Here is a 17159-nt window from a genome sequence, read left to right on the forward strand (position 1 = left end):
AACCCTCAGCCGAACGAATGGTGATACGCTAAATCGCTGATATTTCTCTTCTCAGGCGCTGAGATGGGTTTTCACTCGGTAGGAACACTCGCTCCTTTATATATCATTGTAGTGCGAAACTCCATCTGTGAGGTGACACAGATGTCCTATCAAGCGGCGAACCCCTTGGCAGACGAGTTCGAATTAGAGCTCGGCGGGGCGTGGACCGCGTGCTGGCTGGCGTTCCTGCGTGTCGTAACCGGCTGGTGGTTCTTCCACGCAGGCGTAACGAAGCTCATCGAGGACGGGCTGGCCTACACCTACGGGCCGGCGTATCTCAGGCAGATGACTGGCACGGCACTCGGGCCGATCCCCGTGCTGATGGGCGAACACTTGGGCTGGCTCATTCAGGCGATGGTCCCGCTGGGCGAGACACTCATCGGGCTCGGACTGATGGTCGGCGCGCTGGTCAGGCTCGCATCCGTGTTCGGGGTCTTCTTCATGGCCCTGTTCTGGATCGGCAACGCGGGCTTCGGCCACGGGCTGGTCAACAGCGACTTCATGGGCCTGCTGCTGTTCATGACGATGATCGTGCTGGCCACCGGCCGCTACTACGGCCTCGACGCCATCATCGAGAAGACCAAACTGGTCGAACGACACCCGAAACTGCGGTACCTGCTCGGGTAACGAGGTGACCACCAATGCAACAACACACCACCGTCATCGACAAAGCGGCGATGGCACTCAGCGGCGGACTGATGCTGCTGGGCGTCGTCGTCCTCGGCATCGTGGAGATACTGGCTGGGAAGCCCTACAGCGCGGCACCACTGACGAACGACGCCGGCGAGATCATCGCGACTCCGATGGTCGATCCAACGCTCCGGACCGGGCTAGTCCTCGCCGGTATCCTAGTCCTTGCGCTGTACGGGGGCTACAGGCTCGTCGCCCCAGTGAAGAACGAGGCGGGCGCGGCACAGCACGAAATAACGGCTGACTGAGCAGTTCTCGTTTTCGCTGTTTTGACTCGGCGTGTCGATTCCATTAGCAGAAGTGATAATGGGTGCCGTTCCACCCCACCGGCTCCCCACTAACAACGTATTTACTGTGGTCTTATTAATCAAGTGGGGTAGTTTCTAATTCTGATAGAGCCCACCACAACGCTCATTTCTGTGGTGGTATTGATATCTATATGCCATCGCTGGTGGTTCACTACGCCTTTGTTGGGTTACTCGCTGCAACACTGCTGGGTGCTGCGTTCGATAAGCGGTCGCTTCTCCTGTCGATACTCGTCGTCACGTTCCCCGATGTCGACGCGTTCATCGGCCTCTACTGGCAGGCCGGCCACCGGGCCGCGACGACGAACCTCGTCATCCCGGCAGTGCTGGCGCTCCTTATCGCGATGGACCTGTACGTACGCGAGGACTCGTATATCAAGGGCCGCTGGGGGGCCTACGGTGTTCGAGTCAGTTGGTTCTGTGTCGTGGTGTATGCGGTGGGCCACGTTCTTCTGGACCTGATTACAGGCGGTGCGAACCTCTTCTGGCCGCTGTACGACCAGTTCTACCAGCTCAGCGGCCACCTCGAACTTTCGAGCCAGCGCGGGATCGTCCAGACGTTCGTCGAACTGCCTGAGCCGACCACTCAGGGCGCTGCCGGCGGTGGGAGCGGCGGAAGCGGCGGGTCGACCACACAGTCGATGGGCAACTCCAGCGAGGTACAGATGAGTACGGGTATCGACCCCAATCCCGGGGAGTCCGAGCCAGAGAACGTCGACCGCGTGTTCCCCATCGCCCGGAGCGGCTGGGAACTGGTCGTTCTCGTCGTTGGGACGCTTGCCACTGCCGCTCGCCTCGTCATCGGCCACGACCTCCCGGAGGAGTGACGGTCGACCGGGCGACACTGCGGGGCGTTCGCTTTCGAGTCCTTCATATATACCGTGGCCAACCGGGGAACCATGGGCTTCGAGGTACGCCGACGACTCAGTGTCGCCGACACGGTGACGTTGTGCAACGCCGTCGTCGGGTTCGTCGCCGGAGCCATCGCCTTCACCGACCTACACATGGCCGCTCGGCTCATTCTGCTGGCGGTCATCGCCGACGCAATCGACGGCATCGTCGCCCGGAACGGCGACAGTTCAGCGGTCGGCCCGCTGCTTGACTCCGTGACCGACGTGGTTTCGTTCGGTGCGACACCGAGTCTCTTTCTGTACGTACTGTTGACGGATGCCTACGGCGGTATCGAATCGGCCCATCCGGCCGTGTTCGTCGGTATAACGTTGCTCGCCTCCGCATACGTCGTCTGTTCCATCGTCCGGACGGCCTTTTACTCGACGTATTTCGATTCCCCCGACGAGCGGCCGGGGATGCCGAACACGCTGGGCAGTATCATCATCGCGACGGCCTATCTGAGCGGTATCACGGACCCGCTCGTGCTGAGCGTCGGCGCGCTCGGCCTCTCGCTGGCGATGATTGCGCCCTTCGACTACCCCAAGCCGGGGCCGAAAACCGCGGTTCCGATGGGTGTCGTGCAGGCGGTCGCCGTCGTCGCGCCAACGGCGTTGTTCAAGGCTGGGCCGCGGGCGATGCTCGCCATCGCGCTACTGTTCTTTGCGCTCGGACCGTGGGTCTACCCCGGAGAATAGCCCTCTAGCACTCGGAGCCGATCAGATCGCGCCCTCGATGAACGACGCCATGATGTCGTTGAACGTCTCGGCCTGTTCGACCATCGCAAGGTGGGCAGCGTCAGGGACGAACGAGACCTCCCCGTCTGGAATCTCGCTTGCCAGCGTCTCGTGATACGCACGCGGAGTCAGTTTGTCGTGCTCGCCACAGACAGCTAGCACGGGCACGTCAATCTCGCTGAGTCGGTCGCTGACGTCGAAAGTATGGCAGGTCATGAAATCGCGGCGGGTCACCGCTTGCCCGACCACAGCCATCTGCTCGCGAGAGCGGGCAAGGGCCTCGTGGTCGATGTCGTGGAACAGGCGGTCCCGCTCGTGCAGAAACTCGACGGCGCGGTCCCAGTCGTCGGCGAGCCATTCCTGTAGCCCGTCGAACACTGGGAGTTCGGGGCCGGTTCCGAGCAAAACCATCGCCTCGGGCGACCAGTCCCGTTCCAGCGCGACCCACTGGGCGACGGCCCCGCCCAGCGAATTGCCGACCAGAACATCCGCACCCGTCTCCCGCCCCACAGCGACCACATCGTCTGCGTAGGCGTCGAGCGTCGCGGTCCCAGCCCCAGTCTCGATATCATCTGAGCCCCCGTGACCTGACAGGTCCAGCGCGACGGCTGGCTGGGTCGGCCCGGACGGTTCGTACTGGCGGCCCCAGACGCGGTGCGTCGCGCCGCTGCCATGGATATACAACGCTGTCGGGCCCGAAGCTGCAGCCTGCGTCTGTCTGTACGCTGTGACTCGCCCACCGTGGCTGACCTGTTTCATGTGACACCGTTCGGAAGCGGTGTGGATAAAAGGTTGGCGCGCCCAATTGCAGTGTGAACCGCATTCAAGCAACTTCCTGTATTTTCCTGCCGTACGGCGTATTTCGGCGATAGGTTTATATACTTATCACGCTTACTTTGAGTTAGCATGACTTCAGAACAGCAGTTGTTCGACGAGACGCCCCTCCGCCGATTCGAGTACGCCGACAGCGTCGTGCTCGCGGCGGACGTGGGACCTGCCGCCGATGCGAGTGTCGATGTGGTCGACGGGACCGTCATCGTCGTCGCTGACGGTCACCAGTACGAACAGGAGGTGCCCGCTGGAGACGCACGAGCGTTTATCAATCACGGGGTTCTCACTATCGAACTGTCAGAGAGCGAGGGAGATTACTGATGAGACTTACTGTCAAACCACTCAAACAGAAAGACGCCGGCCGTGGCCTCGCGGCAATCGACCGAGCCGCGATGGACGAACTCGAACTCGAGAACGGTGACTACATCGTTCTCGAGGGGCAACAGGACAGCCGCGCAGTCGCCCGGGTCTGGCCCGGCTACCCCGAGGACGAGGGGAAGGGCATCGTCCGTATCGACGGCCAGCTCCGACAGGAGGCCAACGTCGGTATCGACGACCACGCCGACATCGAGAAGGCCGACGTGAACCCCGCGACCTCGGTCACCGTTGCGCTGCCCCAGAATCTCCGGGTTCGGGGCAACGTCGGCCCGATGATTCGTAACAACCTCAGCGGGCAGGCCGTCACGCAAGGCCAGACCGTTCCGGTGAGCTTCGGGCTCGGACCGCTCTCCTCGATGTCCGGCCAGAAGATCCCGCTGAAGATAGCGGAGACCGAACCCTCCGGAACGGTCGTCGTGACCGACTCCACGGACATTCAGGTCAGCGAGATGCCCGCCGAGCAGGTCCACAGCGGTGAGGGCGCGCCCGAAGCGAGCGACACGCCCGACGTGACCTACGAGGACATCGGCGGCCTCGACCGCGAGCTCGAACAGGTCCGCGAGATGATCGAGCTGCCGATGCGCCACCCCGAACTGTTCCAGCAGCTCGGGATCGAACCGCCAAAGGGCGTCCTCCTGCACGGCCCGCCCGGCACCGGGAAGACGCTGATGGCGAAAGCCGTCGCAAACGAGATTGACGCGTACTTCACGACCATCTCCGGGCCGGAGATCATGTCGAAGTACTACGGCGAGAGCGAGGAGCAACTCCGTGAGGTCTTCGACGAAGCCTCGGAGAACTCTCCAGCCATCGTCTTCATCGACGAGATCGACTCCATCGCGCCCAAACGTGGCGAGACTCAAGGCGACGTGGAGCGCCGCGTCGTCGCCCAGCTACTCAGCCTGATGGACGGGCTCGAAGAGCGCGGGCAGGTCATCGTCATCGGCGCGACGAACCGCGTCGACGCCATCGATCCGGCACTGCGCCGCGGTGGCCGCTTCGACCGCGAAATCGAGATCGGTGTCCCGGACAAGGAGGGCCGCAAGGAAATCCTGCAGGTCCACACCCGCGGGATGCCTCTCTCCGAAGAGATCAACATCGAGAACTACGCCGAGAACACCCACGGCTTCGTCGGTGCGGACCTCGCGACCCTCACGAAAGAGAGCGCGATGAACGCGCTCCGACGCATCCGTCCCGAACTCGACCTCGAATCCGATGAGATCGACGCCGAGGTGCTGGAACGGCTGGAGATCAGCGACACGGACTTCCGCGAGGCGATGAAGGGCATCGAGCCCTCCGCGCTGCGGGAAGTCTTCGTCGAGGTCCCGGACGTTACTTGGGACTCCGTCGGTGGGCTCGAAGACACCAAGGAACGGCTCCGGGAGACCATCCAGTGGCCGCTGGAGTACGAGGACGTCTTCGAGTCGATGGACCTCGAAGCCGCGAAGGGCGTACTGATGTACGGCCCGCCCGGCACGGGGAAGACGCTGCTGGCGAAGGCCGTCGCCAACGAGGCCCAGTCCAACTTCATCTCCGTGAAGGGACCGGAGCTGCTGAACAAGTTCGTCGGTGAGTCCGAAAAGGGCGTCCGCGAAGTGTTCAGCAAGGCCCGCGAGAACGCCCCGACCGTGGTGTTCTTCGACGAGATCGACTCCATCGCCGGCGAACGTGGTGGTGGCACGACCGACTCCGGCGTCGGCGAACGCGTCGTCTCCCAGCTCCTGACGGAGCTTGACGGCATCGAGGACATGGAAAACGTCGTGGTCGTTGCGACCACGAACCGGCCGGACCTCATCGACGACGCGCTCCTGCGCCCCGGTCGCCTTGACAGGCACGTCCACGTGCCCGTCCCGGACGAGGAAGCTCGGCGCGCCATCTTCCAAGTCCACACCCGCGACAAGCCACTGGCCGACGGGGTCGACCTCGACGACTTGGCCAGCCGCACGGACGGCTACGTCGGCGCGGACATCGAAGCGGTCGCCCGCGAGGCGTCGATGGCCGCGACCCGGGAGTTCATCAACAGCGTGGACCCCGAAGAGATCGGCGACAGCGTCAGCAACGTCCGCGTGACGATGGACCACTTCGAGCACGCGCTCAAGGAAGTCGGTCCCAGCGTCACCGAGGAGACCCGCGAGCGGTACGACGAAATCGAACAGCGCTTCGACCGGGCCGAACCCGGCGTCACCGACGAGAGCACGGCCAGCCGCACCTTCCAGTAGCGACGGTCACCACACCGACGCTGATTTTTGCGTAGTACGGGCGCGTTGCCCGCCGAGTCACTCGTTGTCAGCGCTGTCCAGCGTGATTTCGAGACACTCGTAGGCTTCCTTCGTGGCCCCGGCCCCACCGACAGTGACCGGTCCGTCATCGGTCTCGATGGTGAGTGACCGCTCGGCCGGGTTCTTGCTCGATGCAGGGTAGACGAGGCTCTGCCGAGCGTTTATCACTGGTCCAGATATCGTCGTCTCTGTCCGGTCTGCAGTCGAGATTACCCGCGCACGAGCAGTGATCGGCGTCCCTGCGCGCAACGCCAGCGCCGCCATGAGTACTGCGAACTGGAACGCGGAGAACGTCCGCGGGAACGCACACACGGGAGCGACGTAGCGTTCCGTCCCCATCAGCCAGTGGGTGCCGAGGAACATCGTGAATTCGTCGTGTGCGAGGTTCTCGTTATCGAACTCGGTCGCCTGATAGTCCGCACCCGAGTCAGTCAGCAGTCCGGCATGCCCCGTGAGTCCGCGCTGGATATCAGCGGTCACGAGTAGTGGGGTGATGCCGCTCTCGATTGTTCTGACCGCTGTTGCGATTTTCTCGTACGCCGGAGTCGGCGCTGAGGCGTCGCCATGGACCAGTAACAACACCAGTGTCTCCCGCTCGATAGCGGCGCTGAGCTGTGGCACAAACACAGGGAGGGCTGATTTTGGGACCCCAATCGTGAGGCTCTCTTCGGCACTATCAATGAGTGATTGTATCGCCTCGATGACTGCCGACTGGGTCCGATGGGTTTCCAGCCCGGGTTGTGCCATCATCAGAGAATACGTTGCTGTGTGTATAAATCGTCCCCTGAAATAGGCCGTAGCGTCGCTGAGACGGCCAAAGTGTCACCTGTAGAGAAGGACAGGGTGTAACTTCTTTATGCGTGTGTCTCCTCGGAATAGTGATGAAGCCACAGCCCACCGTCCTGTTCGTGCGCAGTCCGAGTCAGGACAGGGCTGCGATTTCGATGCTCCGGGACAGTGGTCTGACCGTCCACGAGTTCGACGGTGTTCGTGGTCTGGAGTGTGCGCTCGGCGACTACGACACCGACTGTGTCGTCACGAACTGCGAAGTGGAGAACCCGGACGGAACACAGTACCTCGGTGGGTTGACCCTTCTCGATCGACTGCGACGAAGTCACCCCGAACTCCCGGTCGTCCTCTTTGCGGAGGTGACGAACGGTGACATCGCCCGCGAGGCCTACAGCCGCGACGTGTTCGGCTACGTTCCGAGTACAGTGAACGACGCTCACCAGCGCCTACTGGCGCAGGTTGACGCGGCCGTCGCTTCCAGCCCGGCCCGTCAGCGGGCGAACAAGCGAAAACAGCTCAACGAGGCTGTCAGACTGGTCAATCAGGCCCTCGTTCGCTCACAGTCACGGATGGACATCGAGCGCGATGTCACGGCCGTTCTGGCGGGCACAGACAGATACAGCGATGCCTGTACGGTGACCTGTCAGCACGACAGGCCGGTCGTTCGAGCGCTGGGCTCACAGCGCGACAGCGTTACCATTACCGCGCCGGAGCCGTTGCGCCGCGCCGAATCGGAGGACCGACTTGTCGTTGCAGACCTCGACCCAGCAGCGCTCGGGGACGACACAGACGCACTGGAGACGGACTGTGTCCGCGTTCTCGCTGTCCCACTGGTGTACGATGGGACTTCCTACGGCGTCCTCGGAGTGTACGCCGACCGTGTCGATATCTTCGACACAGAAGAACAGGACACGTTCAGGGAGGTCGGTCACAATATCGCGCTGGCTATCGACGCGAGCCAGACGAAAGACGCGCTCCGGCAGCGGACGACGGAACTGGAGCAACAAAAAGAGCGACTCCGAGAGCTCGCACAGATAATCTCACACGAGCTCCGGAATCCGCTCCAAGCCGCGATGGGTCGGGTCGAGCTGTTAGCCACTGAGCATGCCGCCGAGGAGTTCGACGCCATCCAGCGCAGCCACACCCGTATGTCGTTTCTCATCGACAATCTCATGCAAATCGCAAGACAGGGCGGCAGACAGTACACTGTCGAGCCAGTCGCGCTCTCCGACGTGATGGCGGACGCTTGGACGACGGTCGACACCGATAGGTCGACCATCGAAATCGACTGTACCGAGACAGTACTGGCCGATAGCAGCCGGCTGTGTCAGCTTGCGGAGAACTTCTTCCGGTTCGCCACGGAGCAGGGCAACACCGGAACAATAACGATCACAGACACATCTGGCGGATTCGCCCTCGAACACGACGGTCCCCCGTTGGAGGTGGGAAACGAGGGGCCGTTTGAACTCTACTACGCGTCCACCGACGAAGGCGTGGGGCTCCACCTCGCCGTCATTCGGGAAATCGCACACGGCCACGGATGGGAAATAACCCTCTCCAATGAATCGACGGGACGGGTCCGTCTGGACATAGCCGATGTCCAGCGCCCGTCAGCGAACGGCCGGTAGCGCCTTGGCTGGCCGTACGTGACTCGAAACCGTATTTTGCGTCCAGTCCGGAGCTGTGGTATGGACCTTCAGGCTCGGTATCGCGTGCCAGCACTCACTGGCCTGTTGACGGTCGTGTCGCTCGCGCTCGTGTTCGGGGCCGTTCTCGGGGCGATTCCACAGTCGGCTCTCCCCGCCGCTCCCGCGAGCGTTCTCGGGGCGATCCCACACGCCAACGCCGTGGTCAGCGCCCTCGCTATCGGAACAATCGTCGGCGGTATCCGAGCGATCCGCCGCGGAGATGTCGCCCAGCACCGGAAACTGATGCTCTCTTCCTTTGGTCTGTTCGCCCTGTTTCTCGTGCTGTACCTCTACCGGATAACGCTCGTCGGGCCGACGGACTTCACCGGCCCGTCGGTCGTCGAGACCTACTTCTACCTGCCGTTTCTCGCCGTGCATATCTTGCTTGCCATCATCGCCATCCCGGCGGTGTACTACGTCTTGCTACTGGCGTACACGTACCCGGTCTCGGAACTGCCGTCGACGAACCACCCGCGGGCCGGCAAGCTGGCCGCGGGACTGTGGCTGATCTCCTTCTCGATGGGTATCGCCGTGTACACGATGCTGTATCTGGTGTGGTAAGCCTCAGTCACGCTCTGTTCGGAGCAGGCCGAACCACAGCATATCGCGCCACCCGCCGTCGAGATACCACTCCTCCCGGTGGGTCCCTTCCTTCGTGAACCCCAGTCGTTCGACCACTGCGACGGAGCGATTGTTTCCGCCCACGATCTTTGCCGACCACTTCCGGAGCGCCCGCTGATCGAAGCCGTATCGGACCAGCCTGCCCGCCGCCTCAGTGGCGTACCCCTCGCCCCAAGCGTCCGGGTCGAGCCAGTAGGCCAGTTCGGCTGTGCCCCGCTCCGGGTCGTGGTCTGTCATGGCCACAAGTCCAACTGGCTCGGTTCGGTCCTCGACTGCGCCGGGACTTCCAGCCGGGTCGACACAGATCAGCAGATGGACCGAGTCCTCATCGGAGAGCGTCTCCTCGTAGAAGGTCTCCATCTGATCGCTGGTCGGGGGGCGGGCGTACGTGCCCAGTCCCCAGACCTTCTCGTCGTGAAAGACGCGCTGTATCCAGTCGAGATCGTCTCGCTCCGGGGACCGGAGGGCGGTTCGGTCGGTTGCGAGGAAGGACGGCCCTGGCATGGGCGGCTCCTCTCTCGGACTGCACAAATATATGATGACATCCCGCACCGACGACGCTAGTCGTCGGCCGGGCTCGACTGCGTGCCGATATCCGGCCGGGCGACGTCGCGGTCCGTCGCTTCGCCCTCGATATCGTAGGGATACTCCCCGGTGACACAGCCGAGACAGAGGTCTGTCTGGCTCGTGTCTAACGTCTCCGCGATGGCGTCGATAGAGAGATACGACAGCGAGTCCGCCTCGATTTCATCGCGGATTTCCTCGACAGACTGGTTCCCGGCGATGAGTTCATCGCGGGAGGCCATGTCGATGCCCATGTAGCACGGAGCGACGATAGGCGGCGCGCCGATTCGGACGTGGACCTCCTCGGCCCCGGCATCCTTCAGCAGCTGAATCAGCTGCGTCGAGGTGGTTCCGCGGACGATGGAGTCGTCGATGATGGTGACGCGCTTGCCCTCAATCGTCGACTTGATGGGGTTGAGTTTCAGTCGGACGGCCCGCTCGCGCTCGTCTTGGGTCGGCATAATGAACGTCCGGCCGACGTAGCGGTTTTTCATCAGCCCCTCGGCGAACTCGATGTCCGAGCCGTCGTCCTGTGCGGCCTCGGCATAGCCGGAGGCGAACGCGCGCCCAGAGTCGGGCACCGGCAACACCACGTCCGACTCGACGCCGGACTCCGCCCAGAGTTTCCGTCCCAATTCGCGCCGGACCTCGTAGACGAGGTTCTCGTCGATGGTCGAGTCCGGCCGCGCGAAGTAGACGTGCTCGAAGAAGCAGTGGGCCGTGTTCTCCGGCTCGACGAGCTGATAGGTGTCGTAGCCGGTCCCGTCGGCGTGCAGGACGACGAGTTCGCCGGGCTTGACGTCCCGGATGAGCTCGCCGTCGAGCGTGTCGATGGCGGCCGACTCGGAGGCCAGCACGTAGCCGTCTTCGAGTTCGCCGATGCACAGCGGGCGGTTCCCTTGCGGGTCACGCACGCCGAGGACCGTCTCGTCGTGCATAATCGTCAGCGAGTACGACCCGTGGATGCGGTTCATCGTCCGTTTGACTGCCCGAACCAGATCCTCCTCTAAGAGATTGCGCGCGAGGTCGTGGGCGATGACCTCGGTGTCGCCGTCCGAGGTGAAGGCGTGGCCGAGGTCCGCCAGTTCGTCGCCGATCTCGTCCGCGTTGACGAGATTCCCGTTGTGGGACAGCCCCAGCGACCCCGATTTGAACGAGACGGAGAACGGCTGGGCACAGCAGGCGTTGACGCTCCCGGCGGTCGGGTATCGGACGTGGCCGATGCCGTTCGAGCCGTTGAGCGATTGCAGGTCGCCGGGGTCGAAGGCGTCACCGACGAGTCCCATTTCGACGTGGCTGTACTGCTGGAACCCGTCGTGGGTGACGATACCGGCCGATTCCTGACCGCGGTGCTGGAGCGCGTATAAGGAGTAGTAAAGCGGTCGGGCGGCGTCACGGTCCTCCAAAGAGATGCCAACAACGCCGCACTTCTCGTGCATTTGTGTTGAGTGTGTTATTCGCCCGCTTTCGACTGCCACTCGTAGTCACGCCGCTTGGCCGACTTGCCGAAACCGCACGACGAGCAGACCTTCTTTTTCGTGTGATACGACTTTTCACCACAGCGACGGCACTTGGTGTGCGTCGTGGTGTTTTTCTTGCCCTGACTCGGAGTTCCTGCGCCAGTCATGGAGTAATTGAGACGACGTTATCGCCGCGTATAATCGTTGTGTCTTCATCCTCGACGACGAGGTTCATGTGTTGGTCGTAGCCGGTGAGTTCCCCCTCGAACAGTTCGCCACCCTTCAGCTGTACGGTGACTGTCTCACCGAGGGACGCTTCGAGTACATCCAGCGGTCGTCCACTCATGTACGGTTTGGATAGTGATGGCCGCTTAAACGTACCGTTTGCGTGGTGGGACAGAAACCACTGGCCCGCTGTCCTACACGTCGACGCTAAAGGGCGCTCGGTCGGCCGCTCGAACGGCGAAGCCGGCCAGCAGGTCCGCGAGCGCATCGAGGTCGTCAGGGTCGATGACCTCGACCGGCGTGTGCATGTAGCGGTTCGGCAGGCCGACGTTGACCGACGGGATCCCACCGCGTGAGGTGTAGAAGGCGTCCGCGTCAGTCCCCGTGCGCGTCCCCGTCGCCTGCAACTGGATGTCGATGTCTTCGGCCTCGCTCGTCTCGCGGAGCGCGTCGACGCCGACCGGATGGTTTGCGCTCCCGCGGGCAACGACCGGCCCGTCGCCCAGTTCGACACCGGTGTCGGCCTTGCCGGGCGAACCCGGCGCGTCGGTCGCGTGGGTCACGTCAGCCGCAATGGCGACGTCGGGCGCAAGATCGAACCCGACCATCTTCGCTCCTTGCACGCCGACTTCCTCCTGCACCGTGGAGACGGCGTACACCGTTGCGTCCGCACCGGTTTCTGCCGCACGGCGGAGTCCCTCCGCAGCAGCCCAGATGCCGATGCGGTTGTCCATCCCCCGTGCAGCGAGGCGGCCGTTTTCGAGTTCGCTCAGCGTCTGGACGAACGTCACTGGGTCGCCGCGGTCGACGAGCGATTCCACTTCGTCGCCGTCCTCGGCTCCCACGTCGACATGCTGTTCGGCGATCTCCGGCACGGAGTCGTCGTCCGAATCCCGGAGGTGAATCGCCGTCTGCCCCACGACGCCCGAGACAGGGCCGTCGGCCGTGTGAATGGTGACGTGTTGCCCGCGCGAGACGGTCTTGTCCGAGCCGCCGATGCGGCCCAGTTTCACGAACCCGTCGTCGGTGAAGTCCCGCACGATGAAGCCGATCTCGTCGCCGTGCCCCGCGAGTGCGACAGTCGTGTCGCCGCCCTCGACTTTCGCGACGGCGTTACCGTAGTCGTCCGTCCGGACCTCGTCGGCGAACTCGCTGACGTAGTCGAGCCACACCCGCTGGCTGTCGGCTTCGTACCCCGACGGGCCGGGCGTTGTCAGGAGCGATTCCAGAAAATCACGTCGTCGTGTGTCCATACGCGGAATAGTTCCCCCATGGTCATGAAAACAGCGGACGGCGCACGGTCGGGGACCGTTCCAACGGTGCTCTGGTACCGCCACGGCTAAGAGCCGCGGCGTCGAACTGTCACTATGGCAGAATTCACCTTCCTCGAACTGCATCTCGACGGCGCTGAGTTCACTGCGAACGCCCCGTTCAGCGCTCCCGACGATGCCGACGAATCGGAGCGAAAATCGCGGTGGTCGCGGTCCCGGACGGACGAATCGAGTGATGGGTCGGATGCTGTGGCCGACGGTGGCCGTAGCGTCGGTCGCCTCGCGCTGGCAGTACTCGGTGCTGTCGCGCTCGTCGCGGTCGTCCTGCGCCTGTATCTCGGCGGGTCGGAGGACGCTGCCGACAGCGACGGAGATTTGTAAGGGCCTCCGTCTCGCGCTTTCCTCGGCCGCGAACCGAACGCCGGTGGCCGTTTTCACAGGGAGAAGGCCTATTTTCTCCCGCCACATTTCAGACGTATGGGATTATATCACAGCGTTCAGGCTGTCGCCGGTGCGACCGGTAATGGCCCCATCGACTGGGGCGCCGTCGCCGACGCCGCGAAGGGCGCGACAGACACAGGCGACCTCACCGTCGAGACGCCCGAACGCGACGGCTATGCCACCGACGTTCGGGACGCCAGAGACCGCGTCCGGGAGGTCGGCGAACTCGCCTTTGACCTGCCCGAAACCGTCGAGATCCAGAACCGCCACCACTGGATCGACGCTAACGTCGCTACGTTCAGCCGCGTGATGGAACCAATCGAACAGCAGGCCGAGTACATCCCCGGCATCGCGCGCATGGTCAACACTGGGTCGATGGCCGTTGCGCTCTCGTTCCTCGGAAACAACGTTTTAGGCCAGTACGACCCCGTCTTGCTTGCGGACAACGACGCCCATGCGCTGTACTTCGTGCGCCCCAACATCCACCGAGTCGCCGACCAGTTGAACGTCGAGCGGGACCGCTTCCGCCGCTGGATCGCGTTCCACGAGGTCACCCACGCAGCGGAGTTCGGCGCGGCCCCGTGGCTCTCCGACCACCTCGAAACGGCGATGGAGGACGCTATCGACAATCTCACCGACGGCAACATCGACCGCGCGACGCTGGGCGAACTCGACACGACGATGACCGCTGTCGAGGGGTACGCGGAACTGCTGATGGACCGCGCTTTCGACGACGAGTACGACGACCTGCGGCGGAAAGTCGACGAGCGCCGACAGGGGCGTGGCCCCATCGCGTCGCTCATGCGCCGGCTGCTCGGCCTCGGGATGAAACGCCAGCAGTACGAACGCGGGAAGGCGTTCTTCGACACGGTCGCCGACGCTCGCGGCGTTGCTGCGGCTGGGCGCGTCTGGGACTCGCCGGACACCCTCCCCACCGAAGACGAGATAGAGACGCCGACGCTGTGGATCGACCGGGTCGACCCCTGAATCACGACTCCTGAGGCAACTGTCTCAGCCTGCCGGCTGTACGGATCGCCTACTTGTTCGGTTCTTCGACAGGGGCGTCGATTTTCGCGACATCAAGAAGGATTTCGCTGTTCGATTCGTCGACCGCGACAACCGTCCCGGCGACGACGAGTTTTGAAATCGGCGTTGGTCCCAGAATGACGGCCTGTCCCTCGCTGAAGTCCTGCACCGAACTCTGGAGGTGGAACCGAGCGCGGCACTTCTCCGGGTCGTGGACGTTCGTGAAGTTGATTTCCTCGACGGTGACGTCGACGCGTTCGTAGTCGTGGGCGACGACGACGCTCTCGGCCTCGTCTAGCTGCTGGCGGTCGATTGCGTCGAAAGCCTCGGATGTGGGCTTGTATCCGCCTGTCGGCCCGGGAATCCCCTCGACAAGCCCCAGCGAGGTCAGACTCTGCATCTGGTTCCGCACCGTTCCGGGGTTCCGGTCGATCTCCTCCGCGATTGTCTCGCCGGTAACCGCCTCACCGGTCTGTTGATACCTGTTTACCAGCGTCGTAAGCATCGTTCGCTGGCTGTTGTTCAGATCGATGCTAACCATACCGGAGTGTATCGGGAGCGGCTACTTATCCCATTGGGTTCACTCATTCACCGCCAGTCGCTCTCACGGAGATGGCTACTCCATGTATCCCAGTTGTTTCAGCCGGTCCTCGACGGCATCGCCGTCATCGCTTCCGAGGGCGTCCTCGACACTAAGCGGGTCGCGCTCGCCGACGGCAGGGTCCTCATCGAACACCGGGAGGACCTCGCCGCGCATGTCAGTCGGGACGGCACAGCCGTGGGCGGCCAACACCGTCGGCGCGATATCGAGGATGCTGATACGGTCGAGTTCGCCCTGTGGCTCGAAATCCGGGCCGCTGGCGACGAAGATTCCGTAGGGCGTGTTCTCTGCCGCCCAGCGGTCCGGACCGCTCTGGATAGTCCCGCCGCCGATGCCATCGTTGACGTGGACGCCCGGTCGCTGATCGACGACGACCTCGGGGCCGTCGTCGACGTACGGGCCGTTGTACACGTCCTCGCCCCTGTACACGTCAGTAAATAGCGGGCCGTGTTCGTCCTCGACTTCGCGGAGGTCAGCTATGAGCGACTCACGGACCGATTCGACGTCGAATCGGGGATTGATGTACACTGGCCCTTGTCCGCTCGCGACGACTTTGGTCCGTTCTAGGTCAATCGCTTCCAGCTTACGATCCCGTTTGACACCGTCTTTCTGTGGGACCAACTGCTGGATGGATTCGGGAACGATACGGGCGAGCGTGTCCACCAGTCCGGCCCGCTTCGCCACTGCAAGCAGGTTCTCGCGGTCGAGCCCGATTCGGGTGAGGAGGGCGTCGACGCTCGTATCCCGGACTTGATAGCCGTTTTCGGCCAGCCACTCGTTGATGTAGAATTCCGTCTGGGTGGCGTCACAGCCGTGGTCTGACATCAGTACGAGGTTCAGGTCCTCGCGGTCCTCAAGCCGGCCGACCCACTCGTCGACGATCTGCCACGCGCGCAGGCTCGGCTCGTCGTCCCAGAAGAAGTGATGGAGGACGTTGAGGTAGAACAGTGTCACGTGGACGAAATCGAGGTCCCGTTCGTCCATGAGCGTGGTCGCTACCTCGAAGCGCGTCTCCAGCAGGTCCAGAATGGCCTCGACCTCCGCGCCGCGCTCGTCGTTCGAGGACAGCAGCGGGTCCGGGTGGACGCTATAATCGAACCGGCTTTCGAGTTCCTCCGCCAGTTCCGGCGGCGACGTGTAGCCGGAACTGATCGAGCGGTACTCGCCCTCGACTGCGTCCGGCCCACCGGCGACGACAAAGTCGTCGATGTCCCGCGGGGGGTACATCGTCGGCATGTTGACGACGCCGGCCGACTGCCCCTCGTCGTTGAGATAGTCCCACAGCTCGGCGGTGTCGTAGTCGCCGCCGTTCATCACGTTGATTTCACCCGCGGCGAGGTCGACGTTCTCGAACCAGAAGACGCCGAACCCTCCGGGGTCCTTGCCCGAGGAGTAGCACTTCCAGTTCGGGAAGGTCACGGGCGGCAGACAGCTCCGCGTCCCCGCCCATGTTCCGGCGTCCCGCAGCGCGGCCAGATTCGGGAGCGTGCCGGCCTCGATCCACGGGTCAAGCAGTTCCCAGCTCGCACCGTCGAGGCCGACGACGAGGGTCTTCGTCATGATGAGACGGAGACAGGCGAGTCACTAGTCCCTTTCGCACCCGTCGCCGACGCGGGCCGCCGGGCGACCGCTGGTCGAAACCAACAACGCGTCACTTTTGAGCGCGCCGCCGGAACTGGCAGTATGAGCAACCGGTCGGACATCGCACCGGACACCGTCTCGGTCGAGCTGACCGAGGACGGCGTCGTCGTGGAGTACCTCGACGGTCGTCAGGCGTTCTATCACGGCGTCCCAACGACGGTCGAGGGGAGTATCCAGACAGCGCCGGGGAAAGACACACACGTCCTGATAACCGACGAGACGGAGACGTCTGGTATCCTCGTGTACGTCAACGACCTGCGCACGCACGATGACATCCTCGAAGAGACAGGTGTCGGACGGGTCATCCTTGATGACGGCGAAAAAGACGAACTGTTCCCGGGGGTCACGGTCCGGGACAATCAGATGCGAACGGAGGTCGAGGTGGACTACGACGTGACGAACGGCCGCGTGTTCGTCTTCGAGGAGGACGAACTCGGCGAGCGGAGCTTCGAAATCGTCGAGGCGTAACTCTGTGGTGGGGCGGGCGTGACCGCGGGGCGAGGACCGTTACTGGATGTAGGACGGGTCTTCGTCGTCACAGTTCTCCTCGTGCTGGCGCGCGTCGCTCTGGTCGTCGAACATCAGGCCACAGGTCTCGCATTTGTACCACGTGACCTCGTCTCGCTCGGTCTGGACAACCATACCTGAAATTCCGACGGCCGCCCGTATATTATTTTCCCGCAACACA

At 63.2% G+C, this 17159-nt stretch carries 21 protein-coding genes; 11 read left to right on the top strand and 10 right to left on the bottom strand.

What is annotated here, in order from left to right; all coding sequences use genetic code 11:
* Positions 1-141 precede the first annotated feature (141 nt).
* The 4 genes from Har1129_RS03240 to Har1129_RS03255 all read left to right on the top strand — a co-directional run bounded on the left by Har1129_RS03240 (position 142) and on the right by Har1129_RS03255 (position 2620).
* A complete protein-coding gene (locus Har1129_RS03240) occupies positions 142-666 on the top strand; it encodes a DoxX family membrane protein (RefSeq protein ID WP_151099355.1) in 525 nt (174 codons plus the stop codon).
* 14 nt (positions 667-680) lie between these two features.
* Positions 681-977, top strand: coding sequence for a hypothetical protein (locus Har1129_RS03245; protein ID WP_151099356.1), 297 nt, complete (start codon positions 681-683; stop codon positions 975-977).
* A gap of 191 nt (positions 978-1168) precedes the next feature.
* On the top strand, positions 1169-1861 hold the full coding sequence (locus Har1129_RS03250; RefSeq protein WP_151099357.1) for a metal-dependent hydrolase: 693 nt from the start codon (positions 1169-1171) through the stop codon (positions 1859-1861).
* 72 nt (positions 1862-1933) lie between these two features.
* Positions 1934-2620 carry a protein sorting system archaetidylserine synthase gene (locus Har1129_RS03255; protein WP_151099358.1) on the top strand — a complete coding sequence of 229 codons (687 nt, stop codon included), beginning with the start codon at positions 1934-1936 and terminating at the stop codon, positions 2618-2620.
* Positions 2621-2641: 21 nt separating this feature from the next.
* Here the strand turns inward: Har1129_RS03255 and Har1129_RS03260 are convergent, their stop codons facing one another.
* A complete protein-coding gene (locus Har1129_RS03260) occupies positions 2642-3418 on the bottom strand; it encodes an alpha/beta fold hydrolase (RefSeq protein WP_151099359.1) in 777 nt (258 codons plus the stop codon).
* A gap of 147 nt (positions 3419-3565) precedes the next feature.
* Here Har1129_RS03260 and Har1129_RS03265 point away from each other — a divergent pair, with 147 nt between their 5' ends.
* Together Har1129_RS03265 and Har1129_RS03270 are read left to right on the top strand one after the other, a co-directional pair.
* Positions 3566-3811 (top strand): hypothetical protein, encoded by a 246-nt coding sequence (locus tag Har1129_RS03265; protein WP_151099360.1) that lies wholly within the window; start codon positions 3566-3568, stop codon positions 3809-3811.
* Positions 3811-6084: a CDC48 family AAA ATPase gene (locus Har1129_RS03270; protein ID WP_151099361.1), complete on the top strand. Its 2274-nt coding sequence runs from the start codon at positions 3811-3813 to the stop codon at positions 6082-6084. The genes Har1129_RS03265 and Har1129_RS03270 overlap by 1 nt, the downstream gene beginning before the upstream one ends.
* Before the next feature lie 57 nt (positions 6085-6141).
* Here Har1129_RS03270 and Har1129_RS03275 read toward each other — a convergent pair whose 3' ends face one another.
* Positions 6142-6894: a TrmB family transcriptional regulator sugar-binding domain-containing protein gene (locus tag Har1129_RS03275; protein WP_151099362.1), complete on the bottom strand. Its 753-nt coding sequence runs from the start codon at positions 6892-6894 to the stop codon at positions 6142-6144.
* 131 nt (positions 6895-7025) lie between these two features.
* Between Har1129_RS03275 and Har1129_RS03280 the strand changes: the two genes are divergently transcribed.
* Positions 7026-8561: a hybrid sensor histidine kinase/response regulator gene (locus tag Har1129_RS03280; protein WP_151099363.1), complete on the top strand. Its 1536-nt coding sequence runs from the start codon at positions 7026-7028 to the stop codon at positions 8559-8561.
* A gap of 60 nt (positions 8562-8621) precedes the next feature.
* Positions 8622-9182, top strand: coding sequence for a DUF420 domain-containing protein (locus Har1129_RS03285; protein WP_151099364.1), 561 nt, complete (start codon positions 8622-8624; stop codon positions 9180-9182).
* 3 nt (positions 9183-9185) lie between these two features.
* On the opposite strand, the gene Har1129_RS03290 is transcribed toward Har1129_RS03285, so the two are convergent.
* From Har1129_RS03290 to Har1129_RS03310, 5 genes are all read right to left on the bottom strand, one after another.
* Entirely contained in the window at positions 9186-9746 is a 561-nt protein-coding gene (locus tag Har1129_RS03290; protein WP_151099365.1) for a GNAT family N-acetyltransferase, read from the bottom strand.
* Positions 9747-9802: 56 nt separating this feature from the next.
* On the bottom strand, positions 9803-11245 hold the full coding sequence (purF, locus tag Har1129_RS03295; RefSeq protein WP_151099366.1) for an amidophosphoribosyltransferase: 1443 nt from the start codon (positions 11243-11245) through the stop codon (positions 9803-9805).
* 14 nt (positions 11246-11259) lie between these two features.
* Positions 11260-11433 carry a 50S ribosomal protein L37e gene (locus tag Har1129_RS03300; RefSeq protein ID WP_004517916.1) on the bottom strand — a complete coding sequence of 58 codons (174 nt, stop codon included), beginning with the start codon at positions 11431-11433 and terminating at the stop codon, positions 11260-11262.
* Positions 11430-11612 carry an LSM domain-containing protein gene (locus Har1129_RS03305; RefSeq protein WP_004517917.1) on the bottom strand — a complete coding sequence of 61 codons (183 nt, stop codon included), beginning with the start codon at positions 11610-11612 and terminating at the stop codon, positions 11430-11432. Before Har1129_RS03305 ends, Har1129_RS03300 begins: the two co-directional genes overlap by 4 nt.
* Before the next feature lie 73 nt (positions 11613-11685).
* Positions 11686-12744 carry a M20/M25/M40 family metallo-hydrolase gene (locus Har1129_RS03310; protein WP_151099367.1) on the bottom strand — a complete coding sequence of 353 codons (1059 nt, stop codon included), beginning with the start codon at positions 12742-12744 and terminating at the stop codon, positions 11686-11688.
* 114 nt (positions 12745-12858) lie between these two features.
* On the opposite strand from Har1129_RS03310, the gene Har1129_RS03315 reads away from it, so the two are divergent.
* Together Har1129_RS03315 and Har1129_RS03320 are read left to right on the top strand one after the other, a co-directional pair.
* Positions 12859-13143: a hypothetical protein gene (locus tag Har1129_RS03315; RefSeq protein ID WP_151099368.1), complete on the top strand. Its 285-nt coding sequence runs from the start codon at positions 12859-12861 to the stop codon at positions 13141-13143.
* A gap of 96 nt (positions 13144-13239) precedes the next feature.
* Entirely contained in the window at positions 13240-14190 is a 951-nt protein-coding gene (locus Har1129_RS03320; protein ID WP_151099369.1) for a zinc-dependent metalloprotease, read from the top strand.
* A gap of 49 nt (positions 14191-14239) precedes the next feature.
* Here the strand turns inward: Har1129_RS03320 and Har1129_RS03325 are convergent, their stop codons facing one another.
* The gene (locus Har1129_RS03325) at positions 14240-14770 is read right to left on the bottom strand and encodes an Rrf2 family transcriptional regulator (RefSeq protein WP_151099370.1); all 531 of its coding nucleotides are present in this window, start codon (positions 14768-14770) and stop codon (positions 14240-14242) included.
* Positions 14771-14845: 75 nt separating this feature from the next.
* A complete protein-coding gene (locus tag Har1129_RS03330; RefSeq protein WP_151099371.1) occupies positions 14846-16390 on the bottom strand; it encodes an alkaline phosphatase family protein in 1545 nt (514 codons plus the stop codon).
* A 123-nt stretch (positions 16391-16513) separates the two neighbouring features.
* On the opposite strand from Har1129_RS03330, the gene Har1129_RS03335 reads away from it, so the two are divergent.
* Positions 16514-16939, top strand: coding sequence for a DUF5796 family protein (locus Har1129_RS03335; RefSeq protein WP_151099372.1), 426 nt, complete (start codon positions 16514-16516; stop codon positions 16937-16939).
* Positions 16940-16978: 39 nt separating this feature from the next.
* Here the strand turns inward: Har1129_RS03335 and Har1129_RS21140 are convergent, their stop codons facing one another.
* Positions 16979-17113: a hypothetical protein gene (locus Har1129_RS21140; protein WP_004517924.1), complete on the bottom strand. Its 135-nt coding sequence runs from the start codon at positions 17111-17113 to the stop codon at positions 16979-16981.
* Between the last annotated feature and the right edge of the window lie 46 nt (positions 17114-17159).

Source organism: Haloarcula sp. CBA1129, from assembly GCF_008729015.1.
Classification (GTDB): domain Archaea; phylum Halobacteriota; class Halobacteria; order Halobacteriales; family Haloarculaceae; genus Haloarcula.